The organism is Kineococcus deserti (genome assembly GCF_050871945.1).
In the GTDB taxonomy this organism is placed as follows: Bacteria; Actinomycetota; Actinomycetes; order Actinomycetales; family Kineococcaceae; genus Kineococcus.
In genome coordinates this window covers 1-18,297 of record NZ_JBJLSI010000024.1, presented here as the reverse complement: position 1 = coordinate 18,297, position 18,297 = coordinate 1, and the positions used below count along the sequence as shown (strand labels likewise).

Here is an 18,297-nt window from a genome sequence, read left to right as displayed (position 1 = left end):
GCTCTGCGGTGCTGGGGGTCTCGGCTGCCACGAGCTGTCTATCGGCACGAACGGGCGTCACCCTTTAGCGCGAGTCCGAACGGGTGGTCCCGCACCGGACCAGCTCAAGGGCCGGGTCCCGTGCCCCGCTGTCCACACCCCCCGTCGGTGGAGGGCCGCAGCTGCGGGCCGCGTGGCATCCTGAACGCGACGCCCGGCGGTTCCCTCGAGGAGGCGCGCACGAGCACCACCACCTACGTCGTGCAGGGCGGTGCCCTCGACTCCTGGCTGGCTGAGCGCCGACGCCTGGGCCAGGACGGTCGCGACGAGGTCTGGGACGGGGTCTACCACGTGGTACCGCACGCGCACAGCAGTCACGGCGCTCTGGCCCACCGGCTGTCGCTCGCCCTCGCCGGCCACGCGAGCGCGGCGGGGTTGACGACGCTGGGCGAGTTCAACCTCGGCACCGACGAGCACGACTTCCGCGTGCCCGGCATGGGCTGGACCAGCACGCCGATCGAGGACCTGACCCTGTACCTGCCCACCGTCGAGGTCGTCGAGTTCGAGTCCCCCGGCGACGAGACGTGGGAGAAGGTGCCGTTCCACTTCGCGCGCGGCGCCGGGGAGGTCTGGGTGATCACCCGCACCGCAGGAGTGTCACGCTGCTCACGGGTCCCGGCCGCACCACCGGTCACAGCACGCTGCTGGACGTCACCGTCGACGGGATCGCGCAGGCGCTGGGCTGGGCGTGACGACGACGCAGGGCCCCGAGCGTGTCCGCTCGGGGCCCTGCGTGGGTCGGGGACGACTCACTGCATGACGAACTGCGTGAGGTAGATGCCCATGACCTGCTTGGTCTCGACCTCTTCGACCTCGTGGGTGTAGGCCTCGATGATCTTCTCCTGCAGCTCGTCCTTGTAGTGGTTGCGCTGCTCGGCGTTCTGCAGGTCGGTCATCGACAGGTTGGAGAACTCGGCGATGACCAGGTCCAGCGCCTTGCTGCCGTCGAGGGTGGTGCTGGATCCGTGGCCGCCGGCCTCGGAGGCCACGGCCTGCAGGGCGACGCCGATCTTGAGGTAGTGCCCGTCGGCGAGGTTGACGCTGATCGGGTCCAGCGCGGTGACGTCACCGGGCTCGAGGTGCTCCTCCTCGGTCGTGGCGGCCGCGGCGGTGTCGCCCTTGGTGAGCATGAACACGCCGGCGCCGGTGCCGCCGGCCAGCAGCACGGCCGCGGCCGCGCCGATGACGATGAGCTTCTTCATGCCGCCGGGCTTGGACTCGCCGTCGCCCTTGTCCTTCTTGGCCATGGTCTCTCCCCTGTTCGCTGGGATGGTCGGGTGGTCGGTGGGCTCTGTCAGTGGGCGACGTTGGTCGCGATGTCCGGCGTGATGCCGGCCGCCGCGTCGACGTCCGCGGTGGTGGTGCCGGACTCGCCGGTGGTGCCGGAGGTGTCGGTGGTGCCGGTGAGTTCGGTCGGCGCGCCCTCGGTGGAGGTCTGCGCGGCCACCTCGGGCAGCAGCGCCTTGACGGCGTCCGAGCTCGGCGAGGCGACCACCAGGTCGACGCGACGGTTGCCGGTCAGCGCCTTGGGGTCCTCGGCCGGGTACAGCGGACGGGAGTCGGCGTAGCCGGTGCTGGACAGCCGCACCGGGGCGATCCCGGCGGCCAGGAAGCGCTGGACGACGGTGGTCGCCCGGGCTGCGGACAGGTCCCAGTTGTCGCGGTACCGGGAGTTCCCGGTCAGCGGCAGGTTGTTGGTGTGACCCTGCACGGCGATGTCGTTGTCCAGCTGCGCCAGGATCGGCGCGATGGTGTCCAGGACCTCGCGGCCCGTGGTCTCCACCTCGGCCGAGGCGTTGGCGAAGAACACGTTGTCGGCCACCAGACCCACGACCAGGCCGTCGGAGGTGATCCGGTAGGTCACCTGGTCCTGCTGGTCCTTGGCGGTGAGGGCGTCGTTGATCTGCTTCTCGATCTCGCGGTAGTCCTCGACCTCCTCACGGGCGTCCTGCAGGTCCGAGGCCGTCTGCGCGTTCTGCGCGGCCTGCAGCACCTGCTGCGCCTGCATCGGCTGGCCCTGGGCCAGCGGCGTGAGGTCGATGGGGTCCTGACCGTTCGTGACGTCGTTGACGCCCTGCTGCCCCGACAGCGCCAGGTTGGTGCTGCTGGTGCCCTCGGTCAGGCCCTCCTTGAACTGCGCGAACTTCAGCTGGTCGATCTGGCTGAGCGCGAAGAGGACGATGAACAGCGCCATGAGCACCGTCAGCATGTCGGCGTAGGAGACCAGCCACCGTTCGTGGTTGACGTGCTCCTCGTGCTCCTCGTGCTTGTGACGCCGCTTGTGCGCCGCCGACATCAGGCCGCCTTCTTGTCCGGAACCGCGGTGCCCGGGGGCAGCAGGCTCTCGAGCTTCTTGGCCACCGAGCGCGGGTTGGAGCCGGCCTGGATGGCCAGGATGCCCTCCACGACCAGTTCCATCTGCGCGGTCTCCAGACCGGACAGACGCATCAGGCGGGTCTGCACGGGCAGGAAGAAGATGTTGGCGCTGGCCACACCCCACAGGGTGGCGACGAACGCCGCGGCGATCATCGGGCCGAGCGAGCCGGCGTCGGAGAGGTTCTGCAGGACGACGGTGAGGGAGATGACCGTGCCGACGATGCCGACGGAGGGGGCGTAACCACCCAGGTCACCCCAGAACTTCGCGACCTGCTTGTCCGCGGCCTTCTTGGCCTGAATCTGCGCCGAGAGGATCTCGTACAGCTCGTCCGGGTCGGTGCCGTCGATGGCGGTCTGCAGGCCGTCGCGCAGGAACTCGTCGTCGACCTCTTTGATGGCGTCCTCCAGGGCCAGCAGGCCCTCACGGCGTGCGCGCTCGGCCATCTTGACGATGACGCCGACGGTCTCGCCGGAGTTCTTCGGCTTGCCCAGGAACGCCTTCTGCAGCGCCTTCAGCGAGGCCAGACCGTCCTTGAGGGTGCCGCCCATGAGGCCGACGCCCAGGGAGCCGATGAACACCAGGACCAGCGGACCGGGCAGCAGGATGTCCGTGGGGCTGCCGCCCTCGTGGTTCTGCGTCCACAGGATGGCGGCCGCGGCGATGATGAGCCCGCCGATAGTTGCGAAGTCCATGGCTCACGGCCTCCTGCGGTGCAGCGGGGTCGGGGCCGGCAGCTCGCCGTCCGTCGCGCTGGTGGTCGGGTTGGTGGTGGGGTGCGTGGGCAGCTCGAGGACGTCGGCGGTCCCCGTCTCCTCCAGCGCGTGCGCGGTGGCGACGACCCGGGCGCGGAACGCCATCACGCGCTCGACGATCTCGGCCAGCGGCTCGGTGACGACGAACTTGGCTCCGTCCACGAGCGTGATGACGGTGTCAGGGGTCGAGTCGACGCGCTGGATCAGGTCGGGGTTCACGGCGAACACCGACCCGTTGAGGCGAGTCACGAGAATCACGAGGGATCCGTCCTTGGCGGTGGAGAGCGGGGCGCCCGTCCGTGGGCTGGGTGTTTCCACCCTTTCCATCGGCGTGCGACCTGTGGACCTGAGAGGGGGTTGCAGCGTGCACCCGTTCGTGCTAATGGGCCACGTTTCGTCACGCTGAGCGACGGACCGGGAAACGAGAACACCCTCCCGGAACTGTGCTCCGAGAGGGTGTTCGGCAGGTGCCGCTGGCTCCTTGAACCAGGCCGGCACCAGCGTCAGCGTCAGCGCTTGAGGTTGACCAGGTCCTGCAGCAGCTCGTCCGAGGACGTGATGACCTTGGAGTTGGCCTGGAAACCGCGCTGGGCGAGGATCAGGTTGGTGAACTCGGCGGACAGGTCGACGTTCGACATCTCGAGGGAGCCGGCGAGGATGGCGCCACGGCCGGCGGAGCCGGCGATGCCGAAGACGGGCTGGCCCGAGTTCGTCGACACGCTGTAGAGGGAGTTGCCCTCCTTGCGCAGACCCGCAACGTTGTTGAACGACGCGATGGCGATCTGACCCAGCGTCTGCTTGTAGCCGTTGGAGTAGTTGCCCGTGATGACACCGTCGGTGCCGAACGAGAAGCCCGTCAGGGTGCCGATGGGGGCGCCGTCGGCGACGGGGTTGAGGGAGCTGGTCCCGGTGGTGCCGACGTAGCCGGTCAGCTGGCTCAGGTCGACCGTGATGTCGTCACCCGTCGGGCCGCCCGTGATCGTCAGCGAGGTGGGGGCAGCGGTGGCCCCGCTGGTGGCCCCGAAGTCGATGCCGGTGCCCAGCGCGGTCGGGGTTCCATCGGCGGTCGGCGACCAGCCGACCGACCACTTGTCGTCGGTACCGGAGTTGGTGAAGGTCAGGTAGATCTTGCTGGCGACGCCCTGGTCGTCGTAGGCGGTGAAGGACGACTGGACCGAACGCGCCGAGCCGTCCGCGTTGGCCGTCTTGTCCAGGTTGCCCTTGATGGTGACCTCGTCGGTGGCGACCGCAGGCATCACCGTGTCGGACGGGATGACCAGCTTGCCGATCTGCGAGTTGGTGTTGACGTTTCCGGCCTCGTCGGCCTTCCAACCCATGACGTACCCACCGTCGTTGGTCACGACGGAGCCGTTGGCGTCCAGGGTGAAGGAACCGTTGCGGGAGTAGAACGTCCCGTCGCCCTGCTGGATGGCGAACATGCCGTCGCCCTGCAGCATCAGGTCGGTCGACTTGCCCGTCGACTGCGCCGAACCCTGCGTCATGTTCGTGGCGATCGCCTGGACGCGGACGCCGAGGCCGACCTGCGCCGGGTTGGTGCCGGCTGCGGCGTCGGTCGGTGCGCCGGCGGCCTTCGTCAGCTGCGACAGCGTGTCGGCGAAGACGACGCTGGAGCTCTTGAAGCCCGCGGTGTTGACGTTGGCGATGTTGTTGCCGACGACGTCCATCATCGTCTGGTGCGACCGGAGACCACTGACACCGGAGAACATGGAGCGGAGCATGCTTCAGACCTTTCGAGGGACTGACGGGGAACTGGAGGGGCGAGCTGGGAGGCTCAGGCGGACTGCGAGGAGCCCGTTGCCGTGGTGGTGCCGACCGCACCCACCCCGGAGACCTTGGACAGGACGACGCTGACGCCGTCCACGTTGAGGACCGGCTCGCCGGCGGTGCCGCCGACCGAGCCCTGGGTGAAGGACGCCGACTTCACGACACCGCTCTTGGTGGTGCCGTCCTCGCCGGTGTAGGAGACCGTCTGGCCGATCATCGTGCTGGCCTGCAGCTTGTTCTGCGCCGCGACCATCGAGCCGCTGGTCGTCGCGACGTCCTGCATGGCTTCCAGCGCGGAGAACTGCGCCGTCTGGGCCATGAAGGCGGTCGTGTCGGCCGGCTTGGAGGGGTCCTGGTACTTCAGCTGGGCGACCAGGAGTTTGAGGAACATGTCCTTGTCCTCCTTGGTCTTGGCCGTACCCGTCGCCGCGGCGGACGTGTCCGTCTTGTTGGCGTTCTTCGCCGCGTTGGTCTGCGTGAGCAGGTCCGAGTTGGCGATGAGCCCCGCGTACGGGTTCGAGCCGCTGGCCGCGTCGATGGTCATGCCTACTCCTTCGGTCGAACGGGTGAGGTTCTTTAACCCGGCCGGGGGAACCACAGCCTCCTGACAGGTGGCTCCCCCGCTGAAAGGGTTCAGACGCTCAGGTCGATGCGACCGTCGGCCGCGGCAGCCGCGGTGCGGGCGGCCACCCGGCGCTCGTCGGCGGCGAAACGCGCCGATCCGGCGGTGAAACCGGAGCCCGGGGACTGCTGCTGGGGACGCTGGCCACCGCCCTGCTGGCCGCCGGACTGCGCGTCGGCGGACTGGCGCTGCTGCGCCGTGCCGGAGTCGGCGCGGACGTCGACGGTGGTCTGGGTGAAGCTGGTGGTGGCCAGTTCCCGCTGCAGGTCGCCGACGGCGGCCTTCAGCGCGTGCCGGGCCGCCTCGGAGGCACCGGCCAGCGAGACGTGCAGGGCCCCGTCGGTCACCTCGGCCGTCACCTTGACCGGCCCCAGCCCCACCGGGTTGACCTCGACGGACATCCGGTGCACGTCGTCGGCCACCGGCAGGTCGCCGAGGCGGCCGGCCAGGCCGTGCGCGAACGCGGCCGGGTTGGTCAGCGGCAGCGGAGCCGGCGGGGTGGAGGTCACCGGACCGGCCGCGGCGGTGGTCGCACCGGTGGTCGGGACGGTCGGCGTGGGCGTCGGCACCAGGCCGGCGGCCGGGTCCACGTCGGCGGCCTGCGGCTGCGCGGCCGCGGCGGTCACCGGAGCGGCGATCGGCTGCGCGACGACCGGGCTGGCGGCCAGCACGACCGGCTGGGCCGGCGCCGGAACCTCACCCGCGGCGGCGCGCGGCGCGGCCGGGGCGACGGTCTGCGGCTGCTGCCCCGGGGTCTGCTGCCCGGACTGCTGCCCGGACTGCTGTCCGGCCTGACCGGAGGTCTCCCCCGCCGTCGGCGCCGTCGGCGCGGTCGCCGTCGGCACGGTGGCGTCGGGCTGCGCGGCCGAGGGGCCGGCAGGCTGCGTGGTGGGCTGCGCGGCGGCCTGGGTGACCACCGGCTGCGCGACGGTGGCCGCCACCTGGGCCGGAACACCCTGCGGGGCAACCGGAACCGTCGACCCGGCCACCGAGGCCTGCGTCACGTGCTGGGGCAGCCCGGTGACCGCGGTCTGCACGGCCACGGGAGCGGCCGGGGCGGTGGGCGCGGAGGAGCTGGTGACGGTGGCACCCGCGAGCGCGACGTCGACCGGGGTGGCGGGGGCCTGGACCTGGGCCGCGGCCGGGGCCTGCGCCACCGGGACGCCGACGGCCGGCACGGGCGCGGTCTGGACCGGGGCGGCCGAGGTGGCCGGGACCGGCTGGCCCGTGGCGGGCTGCGACGTCACGGGCACGAGCGGCTGGCCGGGCACCGTGGGAGCGGCGGCGGGAACGGTTGCCGCAGCGGCCTGCGGCGAAGCCTGCGTCGGCATCTGAGCCGGGGCGGCGAGGGGCGCCTCGGCCTGCGCCGGAGCGAGCGCCGCAGCCGCGGTCGGCGCGGCGGTCACCGCAGCGGCGGTCGCGGCGGCGCCTTCGGCCGCAACGGCCGGGGCAGGCGTCTGCGCCGGGGTCAGCACCGCGCGCAGGGCCGCGGGCAGGCCGAGCAGCGAGGGGTCGACGGGAACGGCCGGCGTCGCGGTCTGCTCGGGAGCCTCCCGGGCGTCCGTCGTGCCCGTCGTGTCCGCGGCCTCGACGTCGGCCGCGTCCTTCTTCGGGCGGACGCCCTCCGGGGACTTCCGCGGCGTGTCGGGACGTTCGGGGCGCGTGCTGCGCCCGTCGGCGAACCGCTCGGGACGGCTGGTGGCGTCCGGGCGCACGTCCTCGGCCCGCGAGGAGCGGACGTCCTCGAGGTCCCGCGAGTCACGGGAGTCCCGCACGTCACGGCTGTCCCGCGGGGAACGCTCCTCACGTGCCGAGGTGCGCAGGTCCTGCACGGCCTGCCCGAAGGAGTTCGCGAAGTCGTCCCCCGCGGAGGACGAGGACGGGCGAGCGGAGTCGCGCGAGGTGGTCGTGAACGGCAGCGACGTCACGGACAGGTTGGTGCTCACGCGGCACTCCCGAGGTCGGCGGTGATCTTCTTGACGTAGTTCTGGGTCTCGCTGAACGGCGGGATGCCGCCGTACTTGCGGACGTTGCCGGCACCGGCGTTGTAGGCGGCCAGCGCCAGCGACACCGAACCGAAGCTGTCCAGGTGCTGCTTGAGGTACTTGCCGGCGGCGTCGATCGAGGCGAACGGGTCGGTCGGGTCGATGCCCAGGCTCCTGGCCGTGGCGGGCATGAACTGCATGAGACCCGTTGCGCCGGCGTGGCTCTTGGCGTTCGGGTTGAACCCGGACTCCTGCTTGGCCACGGCCCGCAGCAGCCCGGTGGGCAGGTCGTACTTCTGCTCGGCGGCGCTGAACGCGGCCTCGTACGGAGCGGACTTCGACGTGCCCGCGGCAGAACTTGAGGTCAGCGAGGCCGGTCGCACGTAGGAGGAGGTGTCCGCCGAGGCGACACCGGCCAGCAGCGAGGCCGCGACCCCGACGCCCGCGGCCGTCGTGGCGGCGGTGGTGCCCAGGCGGCGGATGGTCATGGGCGTCTCCCAGACCTTGGAGATCTTCACGACGTCCCCCGTCTTCGGTGCGTGCAGCATCTGGCCGTTGCCGACGTAGATGCCGATGTGGTGCCCGCCCGACAGCACGACCAGGTCGCCGGGCTTGGCCTGGTCCAGCGAGGGCACCTCGGTGCCGACCTTGGCCTGCTGGGCGGCCGTGCGGGGCAGCGTGAGGCCGATCTGCTTGCCGGCGTACTGGATCAGGCCCGAGCAGTCGAAACCGTCGGGGGTCGTGCCGCCCCACTTGTAGGGCGTGCCGGTGAACTGCTTGGCCACGGCCAGCAGCTTCTGCCCCGTGGAGGTGTCGGCGACCGAGCGCGTGCCGCGGGTCACGACGGCGCCCGAGGAGGACGTCGACAGCGCGTCCGCGAAGGCGGTGGAGGAGGAGGACGACGCGGAGGAGGTGGCGGACAGCTTCGTGGCCGTCTGCGAGATCGTCTGTCCCGCAGTGACTCCGGTGAACTCGGCGATGCGGGCCTGGATGTCGGAGATCCGGGCCTGGACCTCGGCGATGCCGCTCACAGGTCGTTCCCCTCGAGCTGGGCGCGGCGGCGGGCGCGGGCGGCGAACTCGGCGACCGTGCGGTCGTCCAGGGCCGCCTGGTCGGCGCGCAGCGCGGCCGCCTCCTGGGCCTGCTCGTGACGTTCCACGAGGCGCTCCAGACCGCGTTCGGCGCGGCGGGCGCGGGCCCACGTCGCCTGCTTGGTCCCCAGGTCGATCTCGGCGCGCGCGACGAGGGCGCGGGTGCTGTCGAGGTCGGAGACCAGGGCCGCGCGACGGGCGACGGCCGCGGTCCAGGCGGCCATCGTCTCGTCGGTCAGGTGGGCCTCGCCGAGTTCGTGGCGCACCCGGGCGGCGCGCCGCTGCTCGTTGCGCAGCACGGCGTTCGCAGCCGCCACGTCGACCTTGGCCTGTTCCTGCTGCACCTTGCGCAACTTCAGCAACGCCATGATCGCCTTGGTGGCGCTCACCGCAGACCTCCGAACGTCGAGACGAGCTGCTGCAACTGCGCCCAGGCCTGCGGGCCTGGCGTGATGTCGTGGATGTCCTGCCGCAGGAAGGCGTTGATCGCCGGCAGGTGCGCGACGGCGGCGTCCACCTCGGGGTTGGCCCCGGGCTGGTAGGCGCCGACGTCGATGAGCTCCTTGGCGTCGCGGTGCGCGGCCATGACCCGGCGCAGCGCCGTGGCGGCGGCCTTCTGCTCGGGGGTGGTGACGCGGCCGGCGACGCGGGAGACCGACTCCAGCACGTCGATGGTCGGGAAGTGCCCGGCGGTGGCCAGCCGGCGGTCCAGGACGACGTGGCCGTCCAGGATGGAGCGGGCCGCGTCGGCGATGGGCTCGTTGTGGTCGTCACCGTCGACCAGGACGGTGTAGATGCCGGTGATGGAGCCGGTGACCCCGGGCCCGGCGCGCTCGAGCAGACGCGGCATGAGGGCGAAGACGCTCGGCGGGTACCCGCGGGTGGCGGGCGGCTCACCGACCGACAGGCCGATCTCGCGCTGGGCCATGGACACGCGCGTGAGGGAGTCCATCATCAGCACCGCGTCGGCGCCCATGTCGCGGAACGACTCGGCGATGGCGGTGGCGGTCAGCGAGGCGCGCAGGCGCAGCACCGGCGCCTCGTCGGAGGTGGCGACGACGACGACGGAGCGGGCCAGGCCCTCGGCGCCCAGGTCGTCCTCGATGAACTCGCGGACCTCTCGGCCACGTTCACCGATCAGCGCCAGCACCGAGACGTCGGCGGAGGTGCCGCGGGCGATCATGGACAGCAGCGAGGACTTGCCGACGCCGGAACCGGCGAAGATGCCGAAGCGCTGGCCGCGGCCGGCGGGCACGAGGGTGTCCAGCGCACGCACGCCCAGGCCCAGCGGGGTGTCGACCCGGCCGCGGGTCAGCGCCGGCGGCGGGGTGGCGTGCAGGGCGGCGCGGGGGGCGGCGCTCAGCGGTTCGCCACCGTCGAGGGGGTTGCCCATCGCGTCGACGACGCGGCCCAGCAGGCAGGGGCCCACGGGGACGTCGGAGGGGCGGCGGGTGGCCACGGCGGGGGCGCCGGCGGCCAGGCCGGTCAAGTGCCCCAACGGCAGGCAGCGCAGCTTGGAGCCTTCTGCGGCAACGACTTCGGCGGGGATGCTGTGCCGGGCGTCACCCAGCAGGATGGTCTCGCCCACGGCGGCCTCCAGGCCGGAGACCTCCACGGACAGCCCGACGATGCCGCTGACCCGCCCGCGGACCAGCGGGCGGGCGGCCACGGCGGCGCGGGCGACCTGCGGAGCCAGCAGCTCACGCACGTCGGCGGCCAGGCGGTTCGACACCAGGGAGGTCATGCCTGACCTCCGTCGGCGTCCTCTCCGACGAGGGCACCCAGGGCCCGGGCGACGCTGGCCCGCAGGCCGGCGTCCACCTCGGTGTCACCCTGGCGGGCGAACGCGTCACCCGGTTGCACGGTGGGGTCGGGGAGGTAAGTCACGAGTTCTGCATCGGTCGACGCGTGCCGACCCTTGAGGCGGTCACCCGTCAGGGCGCTCAAGTCGGCCGGGTTGACGCGCACGGTGACCGGTTTCTCGCCGTCCAGCGGGCGCAGCGCGCGGCGCACGGCCTCGCCGACGGGCGAGTCCATGAGCTGCACCTCGCGGTCCAGGACGGCACCGGCGAGCTCCAGGGCCAGCTCCAGGACCGTGTCGGCCAGGGCCCCGACGGTGGGCTCGCGTTCGCCCTGCAGGGCCTGGGCGGCCAGCAGGAGGGCCTCCTCGGCGCGGTTGCGGGCGCCGCGGCGTTCCTCGCGGTCCAGGCGGGCCGCGACGTGGGCGGCCTCGCGCTGGGCCTCCAGCTCGGCGGTGGCCTTCTCCGCCGCCTGCCGCATGCCGGCGGCCCAGCCGGCCGCGTAGCCCTGCGTACGGGCCTGCTCGCGAAGACGGGCCACGGCCTCGGTGTCCTCGCGCGCGCTCAGGTCCACCCCGACGAAGTCGCGCGGGGTGGCCCCGCCGGCCGTCGAGGGGGCCGCGACGAACGTCCGCGGTGCGCGGGCGCTCGCCGGCCGGGTGTCGGCGACCTGGAAGGTGACGGGCTGGGCGCGGAACTCCCGCGCCTGCCGCGTCACCCCCGCCGTGCCGGGCGTGCCGGACGTGAGCCCCGTGGCGAACTCACGAGACGAAGTCATCGTCACCGCCACGCGTCAGCACGATCTGGCCGGACTCCTCCAGCTGGCGGATGATCGCCACGACCTTCTGCTGCGACTCCTCGACCGCGGACATGCGGACCGGGCCCATGAGCTCGATCTCGTCGATCAGGTTCTCGCGGGCGCGCTCGGAGACGTTCTTGAGGATCTTGTCCCGGACCGTGTCGTTGACGCCCTTCAGGGCGGTGGCCAGGTCGGCGGTCTCGACACCGCGCAGCACCAGCTGGATCGCGCGGTCGTCCAGGGTCGTGATGTCCTCGAAGACGAACATGAGGCCGCGGATCTCCTCAGCCAGGGCGGCGTTCTTGGTCGCCAGGCCTTCCAGGATCGAGCGCTCGGTGCCGCGGTCGGCGCGGTTGATGATGTCGACCAGGGGCTGCACGCCGCCGACGGCGGTGTTCGTCTTGGCCTGCAGCACCGTGGAGGTGCGGCGCTGGACGACGTCCTCGACGAGGCGGACGTACTCGCTGCTGGTCGCCTCCATCGTGGCGATGCGCAGCGCGATGTCCGCCTGCACGTCGGCGGCCAGGCCGCCCAGGATCATCGAGGCCTGGTCCGGGCGCAGGTGCGCCACCACCAGGGCGATGGTCTGCGGGTGCTCACCGGTCAGGAAGGTGAGGATCTGCTGCGGGTCGGCCTGGTGCAGGAACTGGAAGGGCTGCACCACGGCCGCCTCGGCGACGCGGCCCAGGACCTCGGCGGCGCCCTCGGCGCCCAGCGCCCCCTCCAGGAGGGACTGGGCGTAGTCCAGGCCACCGAGCCCGCCGCGCAGCGGCGAGGCGATCATCCCGTGGAACTCCTCCAGGACGACGCCGGCCACTTCGGGGCTGACCGTGCGCAGCCGCAGGATCTCGGCGGTCAGCTCCTCGATCTCCGCCGGGCGCAGGTGCCCCAGCACCTTCGCGGCGTTCTCCTGACCGACCTGCAGCAGCAGGACGGCGGCCTTCTGGGCCCCACTCAGGGGTGCGACCTCGAGCTCGGTGGACGACAAGGCTCAGGACCTCCGATCGGCGAGCCAGCCGCGGAGCAGTTCCGCGACTTCCTCGGGCTGGCGGGAGACGAGTTCGACGACCTCGGTGCGGCGGGCGGCCGCGGCCTCCAGGGCCGGGTCCACCGGTGCTGCTTCGAGCGCCACTGGCTTCTCGGCAACCGGGGCGATTTCCTTGAAGTCCTCCACCGGGGCGGTGATGTCGCCCAGCTGGAGCGGGTCGACGTCCAGGACGTCCACCGTCTCCACCTTGCGGCGGCGGAAGGCGATCAGGATGACGATCAGCATGATCAGGACCAGCAGGGCCAGCGCGGCGGTCTTGGCGTAGCCGATGAGGGTCTGCTGCTCCTCGGCCGCTTCGGCCTCGGCCAGCGCGGCGGCGGCGTCGGCGGCGGCGGTGTCGTCGAAGGCGGTCTTGACGACCGAGACCGTGTCGTTGCGGGCCGGGTCGATGCCCGCGGCCTGGTTGACGATCTGGGTGACCTGGTTGACGTCCGCGGCGGCCGCGGCGCCCTCGGCGCCGGCGTTCAGCACGACCGAGACGGTCTGCTTGGTGACCTTGCCGGGGGCCTGCTTGATGACCGTGTTGGTCTCGTTGATCGCGTTGTTGTTGGTCTCGGAGTTCTTGGCGTAGCCGCCGTCGCCGTCGGTGCCCTCACCGGCGGGGACCGCGATGTTGTCCGGGCCCAGGACGCCGGTCGCGGCGGTGCCGCCGGTGCCGTTGTAGGTCTCCGACGTCGTCGACTCCGCGAGCGGGTCGATCTGCTGCGGCTGGGTGTACTCCTTGGACTGGACGGTCTTGTCGTCGAAGTCCAGGGTCGCCTTGACGGTCGCCTTGACGTTGCCCTTGCCGTAGATGCTCTCGAGGTAGTTCTGCAGGTCCGAGGACGCGGCGGCGTTGTAGTCGCTGGTCTTCTCGTTCTGCGCGGTCGAGCCCGACCCGTCCGAGGACAGGGTGTTCCCCTTGTCGTCGACCACGGAGACGTTCTTGGGGTCCATGCCCTCGACACCGCCGGCGACGAGGTTCACCACCGAGGTGACCTGGTCGTTGGACAGCTCCTTGCCCGCGGCGAGCTTGACCAGGACCGAGGCGGTGGTCGGGTCCTGCTCGTCGAGGAAGACGTCCTTGGCCGGGATGGCCAGGTTCACCACGGCGGAGTCGACGCCGTCGATCGACTTGATCGTCGAGGCCAGCTCCTGCGAGAGCGCACGCTGGTAGTTCTTCTGCTGCATGAACTCCGAGGTGGTCACGCCCTGCTGGTCCAGCAGGGTGTAGCCGGACTCGGTGTCGGCGGGCAGGCCCGCACCGGCCATGGCCAGGCGCTCGGCGTCGACCTTGTCGGCCGGCACCAGGATGGACTTGCCACCGTCGGCGATCTCGTAGTCCACACCGTCGGCGGTGAGCTTCTCGGTGATGGCGTTCGCGTCGGTTCCCGACAGGTTCGAGAACAGCGGCGCGTACGAGGGCTTGGACGCCCACTGGGAGAAGAGGACCGCGCCGCCCAGGAGGGCGACGACGACCGCGATGACGACCGCCTTCTGGCCGGCCGAGAAGGTCCGGAATCCGGAGACGAAGTTCTTGGCGTTCTCGACGATCGCCGCTGTTCCCTTGGCCTTGGCCATCAGACCTGCATCCTCATGATCTCGTTGAAGGCGTCGACGGCCTTGTTGCGGACTGCGACGGTGAGCTGAGTGGCCAGCTGGGCTTCGTTGCTGGCGATCATGTAGTCGTGCACGTTGGTCAGGTCGCCGGTGGCGGCCTTCACAGCCAGGTCATCGGAGTTCGACTGCAATCCCTGGAGCTTGTCCAGGCCGCCCGACAACAGCTCGGCGAAGTCGGTGCCCGAGGAGGTCTGGGAGGTGCCCTGGATGCCGAAGGCGTTGACGGTGCCGACGGTTCCGGTGGCGGTGGTGCCGGTGGCGGCCCCGATCCCCCGGGTCATCTGGGCGTTGTCCATGTCCTCGATGCCCTGGCCGTAGCCGGTGGCCAGCGTTCCGAGCGTGCTGGCGACGTCGCCGACGCCGCCGATCGATTCGATGCTCACCGCGCTCACGCCTTCCCGAGCTGCAGGGCGGCCGTGTAGGCCTCCCGGGCGCTGGTGATGGTCTGCAGGTTCGCCTGGTAGGCGCGCTGGGCCATCATCAGCGAGGTCATCTGCGTGCTCATGTCGATGTCGGGGTACTTGACGTACCCCTGCTCGTCGGCCAGCGGGTTGTCGGGCTCGTAGACCATGCGGCCCTCGGCGCTGCCCTCGACGATGCCGGCCACCTGGGTGCCCTTGCCGTCGGCGGCCTCGGTGGCGACGACGTACTTCGCGGCGAAGGCGTCCTCGTCGGTGCGGGTCGCGGTGTTGATGTTCGCCAGGTTGTCGCTGACGGCGTCCATCCACTTGCGGTTCACGGTGACGCCGGTGCCGGCGATGCCGATCGCGTCGAAGATGCTCATGGGTTCGCTCCGGATGTCAGGTCAGGGGGACGGGGGTCAGGGGGACACCGCCGCCTATTGGCTGCTCATCGCGGTGCGCAGCAACGAGTACTTGGAGTTCAACGCGTTCAGCACCGTCTGGTAGCTGAGGTTCGTCGAGGTCTGGGAGATCACTTCCTCGTCGAGGTTGACGTTGTTGCCGTCCTCGCGGGTGGGCTCCAGCGACTTCTTCGTGGAGATGCCGGCGGTCGCGGCCGCCGACGCGTCGCCGGTGGCGATCGCGTTCTTCAGCGCACTCTCGAACTGCACCTTGTTGGCCAGGTAGCCCTTGGTGTTGATGTTCGAGACGTTGTCGGCGATGGCCCGCTGGCGCGCCTGCAGACCGTTCAGTGCGGTGTGCAGCGCGACGCTGGTGAGATCGGACACGGGGCCATCCTCCGGTGGTGTGGGGCTGTGGTTCTCGAGGCTCAGACACTCCTTCGGCCCCCCGGCCGCCGGTCTTGAGCCCGGATCGGTGTGCAGGAGCAGGGATTCGCTGTGGATCGGCCGCCCGAGGTCACAGCCGTCACTCGAACGGCGGTACCCCCGGGCGCCCCACCACTCCCGGTGTCCACGTCGACCCGTGCGGGCGCCGCGGCGTTCTAGAGCCGTTCACTCCCCCGGCGTACCACCGGACCCCCACGACCACCCCGGAGCCGCTCACCGTGGGTGCCGGCGCTGCTCCGGACGGATGACGCACGTCCGGAGCATCCAGCCGCTCAAGCTTCCGGCCGCAACGGCCGAGGTAGTTGGCGAGCCTCACCCCGTCCCGACCGTTCGACGACAGGACACCGCGGCAGCCATGCACACCGACGCCCTCCCGGCCGAGCAGGTCGAACGTTCCAGCGGCCCCGCCACCGGCCCCGCCCCCGACCCCACCTCCGGACCCGCCTCCGAACTCGCCGCCCTGGCCGACGAGGCCGCCGGGCTGGCCGCGGCCGAGCCCTCGCCGCACCGCGCGGAGGTGCTGCGGGAGCTGACCACCGCCGTGCGCACCGAGGCCGACGGCGGCGACGGCCGGCTGGGCCGCTGGGCCGACGCGGACCTGTTCGACCTGCTGGACGTGGACGCCGCGATCGCGCCGCTGGAACAGCGTCGCAGCGTGCTGCGCTCGGGTTCGCTGCGCACCGTCCTGGTCTTCGCGCCGATCATGGTGACGTGGATCGGCCTGCTGTTCGCCGGCCGCGCCTACAACGCCATGAGCGCCGCCGGTGAGGCGGGCGGCGGTGAGTCGTTCCTGCAGCTGTGGCTGGACGGTTTCGGCGGCCGCACGTTCTTCACCCTCGACCGCGTCGCCGAGCTGGCCGTCGTGCTCATCACCGCCGCGATCACCGCGGCGGTGGCCACCGACCGGCGCCACAAGCTGGACGACCAGGCGGCCGCCGCGGCCGACGAGTCCCACCGGCAACTGCTGCGCGGTTTCGCCGCACGCGCCACGCTGGTGCTCGCCCCGCACCGCAGCAACGCCGCCGAGCAGCTCGGCGCGCACTTCGAGCGCGGCCTGACGGAGCTGGGCCGTCTGGTCGCCGAGACGATCCGGCTGCACGCCGACACCTCCGACCTCGTCGCCACCGTGCGCGCTTCCTCCGAAACCGCGATCACCGCCGCCGAGGCCGCCAACACCGGCGGCGCCGACGTCGCCCGCGCCGCCACGCAGCTGCAGAGCGCCGTCACCGAGGCCGTCACCCGGCACGGCGAGCTCATCGCCGCCGACCGCGACCAGCACACCCGCACCCTGGCCGAGTCGACCGCGACGCTGACCGAGCACCTGGCCCAGGTCCGCGCCGGCACCGCCGAGGCGCTGCGCGAGGGTCTGCAGGGCCGCGACCGCGTGCTGTCCGCCGTCGAGGGCGTCTCGGCCGCCGTGGAGGCGCTGAGCACCCAGACCCGCGAGTCGATCACCGAGCTGTCCGCGTCGGCGCAGACGATGAGCCGGCACAGCGCCGACTTCGGCGAGAAGGTCACCGGCCACGTCGCCGCCCTGTCGACCACGGCCCGCGAGTCGGTCGAGACCATGCACGCCACCGTCGCCGAGAGCGTCCAGAAGGTCACGCAGATGACCGGTGAGGCCTTCAGCGAGCACGTCGCCGCTTCCACCGAGCACGCCGCCGCGACGATGGAGACCCTGCGCCGCGACGTCGAGCGCACCTCCGAGGCCGCCGAGGCCGCCCTGGGCACCGCCAGCCGGGTCCTGACGACGGCGGCCGAGGCCGCCGACCGCCGGGTGCGCCACGAGGACCGCCTGCTGGACCTGCTCGCCACCCAGAACGAGGTCATGGACGCCTGGCGGGGCATCGAGGACCGCCTCGTCGAGGCCGCCCACGACATGCGCTCGGTGCCGCGCTGGCTGGAGAAGGTGCAGCACGAGCACGCCGACGCCACCGGCCGCGCGCTGCGCAGCATCGGCGCCACCCTGCGCGAGGACGTCTCCGGGGCCGTGTCCCAGACGCTGGCCATGGCCGGTGAGGACCACGTCCGGCAGGTCAACCGGGCCTACCGCGACGCCAGCCGCACGCTGACCCAGGACCTCACGCACACCCTGAACGCCGAACTCGGCGGTGTCGTCGACCAGGTGCTGGACGGGCTGTCCGACCGCGTGGAGTCCCTGCCGGAGCGGATCGCCGCCGCGACCGCCCGTCAGCAGCGCCCCGCTCCCCGCGCCGTCCAGCAGCCGGCCCCGCCGGTGACCGCACCGCGCCGCCCCGAACCTCGCCCCGAACCTCGCCTCGAGCGTTCGCCGCAGGCTCCGGTCCAGCCCGAGCGTCGTGTCGTCCGTCCCGCCGAGCCGGCCGTGGACCAGCAGGAGGAGCAGTTCGTGGCCGTCGCCCCGCGCACGCTGCAGGACCTGGCCGCCCGTCGCTACGCGCGGGTCGGCCAGTGAGGCGCCCGGCCGGCGCCCGCGGCGCCCTGCGCACCACCCGCCGGGAGAACACGACCGTCGGCCTGGCCGGCTGGGTGTTCGCCGACGCCCTGCTCGCCCTGACGATCATCGGTCTGGCCGCCGGCGGTGCCGTGGCCGTCGGCGGTGCGGACGCGGCGAAGACCGAGACGGTCGCCGCGACGCTCGCGCCGGTCCCGACTCCCACGCCCGTGCCCACCGTGACCGTCACCGCCCCGGCGCCCGAGCCGGTCGTGTCGATGCCGGCCGGGGTGGCGCAGGCCCCGGTCGTGCTCGAGGTGAGCGTCGACGGGACGAACGACGAGGCGATCCGCTCCTCGGTGGCCGCCGCCGTCGGTGAGCTGGCTGCGCAGGGCCGCCGGGCGGCGTTCGTGCTGACCTTCGGCACCGCCTCCACCCCCGGCGCCGGCACCGCGCTGGCCCGCCGCGTCAACGACCAGCTCGACGTCGCCGCCCCGGGCGTCTTCGCCGGCTCGGCCAAGCGCGACTTCTGGCGCGCGGTCAACGCCCAGTCCCCCCGCGCCGGGGTCGTGCAGCTGGAGCTCTACCTGATCCAGCAGTAGTCACCCACTCACGTCCAGCGGCCCCGGGGGGGGGGGGGGGGGGGGGGGGGGGGGGGGGGGGGGGGGGGGGGGGGGGGGGGGGGGGGGGGGGGGCGGGGGGCGCCCTCGCTGGCTCTCATTGCAGCGCTCCGCGTCGC

The 18,297-nt window shown here is 72.1% G+C and carries 19 protein-coding genes; 3 read left to right on the top strand and 16 right to left on the bottom strand.

Annotated features, from left to right (window positions below; translation table 11 throughout):
• Positions 1 to 147 precede the first annotated feature (147 nt).
• Positions 148 to 816, top strand: a complete 669-nt coding sequence (locus tag ACRYR2_RS17185) for a PDDEXK family nuclease (protein ID WP_432564116.1) — start codon at positions 148 to 150, stop codon at positions 814 to 816.
• On the opposite strand, the gene ACRYR2_RS17180 is transcribed toward ACRYR2_RS17185, so the two are convergent.
• From ACRYR2_RS17180 to flgB, 16 genes are all read right to left on the bottom strand, one after another.
• Complete coding sequence (locus tag ACRYR2_RS17180) at positions 789 to 1,286, bottom strand: flagellar basal body-associated FliL family protein (RefSeq protein ID WP_432564115.1); 498 nt, start codon at positions 1,284 to 1,286, stop codon at positions 789 to 791. The two genes, ACRYR2_RS17185 and ACRYR2_RS17180, sit on opposite strands and share 28 nt — an antisense overlap.
• A gap of 47 nt (positions 1,287 to 1,333) precedes the next feature.
• Complete coding sequence (locus tag ACRYR2_RS17175; RefSeq protein WP_432564114.1) at positions 1,334 to 2,335, bottom strand: OmpA/MotB family protein; 1,002 nt, start codon at positions 2,333 to 2,335, stop codon at positions 1,334 to 1,336.
• The gene (locus ACRYR2_RS17170; RefSeq protein ID WP_432564113.1) at positions 2,335 to 3,108 is read right to left on the bottom strand and encodes a motility protein A; all 774 of its coding nucleotides are present in this window, start codon (positions 3,106 to 3,108) and stop codon (positions 2,335 to 2,337) included. Before ACRYR2_RS17170 ends, ACRYR2_RS17175 begins: the two co-directional genes overlap by 1 nt.
• Before the next feature lie 3 nt (positions 3,109 to 3,111).
• Positions 3,112 to 3,426, bottom strand: coding sequence for a flagellar FlbD family protein (locus ACRYR2_RS17165; protein ID WP_432564112.1), 315 nt, complete (start codon positions 3,424 to 3,426; stop codon positions 3,112 to 3,114).
• A 251-nt stretch (positions 3,427 to 3,677) separates the two neighbouring features.
• Positions 3,678 to 4,907 (bottom strand): flagellar basal-body rod protein FlgF, encoded by a 1,230-nt coding sequence (gene flgF, locus ACRYR2_RS17160; protein ID WP_432564111.1) that lies wholly within the window; start codon positions 4,905 to 4,907, stop codon positions 3,678 to 3,680.
• Between the two features lie 53 nt (positions 4,908 to 4,960).
• Positions 4,961 to 5,497: a flagellar hook capping FlgD N-terminal domain-containing protein gene (locus ACRYR2_RS17155; protein ID WP_432564110.1), complete on the bottom strand. Its 537-nt coding sequence runs from the start codon at positions 5,495 to 5,497 to the stop codon at positions 4,961 to 4,963.
• 89 nt (positions 5,498 to 5,586) lie between these two features.
• The gene (fliK, locus tag ACRYR2_RS17150; RefSeq protein WP_432564109.1) at positions 5,587 to 7,521 is read right to left on the bottom strand and encodes a flagellar hook-length control protein FliK; all 1,935 of its coding nucleotides are present in this window, start codon (positions 7,519 to 7,521) and stop codon (positions 5,587 to 5,589) included.
• Positions 7,518 to 8,591 carry a transglycosylase SLT domain-containing protein gene (locus ACRYR2_RS17145; RefSeq protein ID WP_432564108.1) on the bottom strand — a complete coding sequence of 358 codons (1,074 nt, stop codon included), beginning with the start codon at positions 8,589 to 8,591 and terminating at the stop codon, positions 7,518 to 7,520. Before ACRYR2_RS17145 ends, fliK begins: the two co-directional genes overlap by 4 nt.
• A complete protein-coding gene (locus ACRYR2_RS17140; protein ID WP_432564107.1) occupies positions 8,588 to 9,040 on the bottom strand; it encodes a hypothetical protein in 453 nt (150 codons plus the stop codon). Before ACRYR2_RS17140 ends, ACRYR2_RS17145 begins: the two co-directional genes overlap by 4 nt.
• Entirely contained in the window at positions 9,037 to 10,395 is a 1,359-nt protein-coding gene (locus tag ACRYR2_RS17135) for a FliI/YscN family ATPase (RefSeq protein WP_432564106.1), read from the bottom strand. The genes ACRYR2_RS17140 and ACRYR2_RS17135 overlap by 4 nt, the downstream gene beginning before the upstream one ends.
• Positions 10,392 to 11,228: a FliH/SctL family protein gene (locus tag ACRYR2_RS17130; RefSeq protein WP_432564105.1), complete on the bottom strand. Its 837-nt coding sequence runs from the start codon at positions 11,226 to 11,228 to the stop codon at positions 10,392 to 10,394. Before ACRYR2_RS17130 ends, ACRYR2_RS17135 begins: the two co-directional genes overlap by 4 nt.
• Positions 11,212 to 12,237 (bottom strand): flagellar motor switch protein FliG, encoded by a 1,026-nt coding sequence (fliG, locus tag ACRYR2_RS17125; protein ID WP_432564104.1) that lies wholly within the window; start codon positions 12,235 to 12,237, stop codon positions 11,212 to 11,214. The genes ACRYR2_RS17130 and fliG overlap by 17 nt, the downstream gene beginning before the upstream one ends.
• 3 nt (positions 12,238 to 12,240) lie before the next feature.
• Positions 12,241 to 13,857 carry a flagellar basal-body MS-ring/collar protein FliF gene (gene fliF / locus ACRYR2_RS17120; protein WP_432564103.1) on the bottom strand — a complete coding sequence of 539 codons (1,617 nt, stop codon included), beginning with the start codon at positions 13,855 to 13,857 and terminating at the stop codon, positions 12,241 to 12,243.
• Positions 13,857 to 14,279: a flagellar hook-basal body complex protein FliE gene (gene fliE, locus ACRYR2_RS17115; RefSeq protein ID WP_432564102.1), complete on the bottom strand. Its 423-nt coding sequence runs from the start codon at positions 14,277 to 14,279 to the stop codon at positions 13,857 to 13,859. Before fliE ends, fliF begins: the two co-directional genes overlap by 1 nt.
• 5 nt (positions 14,280 to 14,284) lie before the next feature.
• Complete coding sequence (flgC, locus tag ACRYR2_RS17110) at positions 14,285 to 14,680, bottom strand: flagellar basal body rod protein FlgC (protein WP_432564101.1); 396 nt, start codon at positions 14,678 to 14,680, stop codon at positions 14,285 to 14,287.
• 54 nt (positions 14,681 to 14,734) lie between these two features.
• Positions 14,735 to 15,085: a flagellar basal body rod protein FlgB gene (flgB, locus tag ACRYR2_RS17105; protein ID WP_432564100.1), complete on the bottom strand. Its 351-nt coding sequence runs from the start codon at positions 15,083 to 15,085 to the stop codon at positions 14,735 to 14,737.
• Between the two features lie 415 nt (positions 15,086 to 15,500).
• Here flgB and ACRYR2_RS17100 point away from each other — a divergent pair, with 415 nt between their 5' ends.
• Both ACRYR2_RS17100 and ACRYR2_RS17095 read left to right on the top strand, forming a co-directional pair.
• Positions 15,501 to 17,579 (top strand): methyl-accepting chemotaxis protein, encoded by a 2,079-nt coding sequence (locus ACRYR2_RS17100; RefSeq protein WP_432564099.1) that lies wholly within the window; start codon positions 15,501 to 15,503, stop codon positions 17,577 to 17,579.
• Positions 17,576 to 18,160 carry a hypothetical protein gene (locus ACRYR2_RS17095; protein ID WP_432564098.1) on the top strand — a complete coding sequence of 195 codons (585 nt, stop codon included), beginning with the start codon at positions 17,576 to 17,578 and terminating at the stop codon, positions 18,158 to 18,160. The genes ACRYR2_RS17100 and ACRYR2_RS17095 overlap by 4 nt, the downstream gene beginning before the upstream one ends.
• Positions 18,161 to 18,297: the final 137 nt, after the last annotated feature.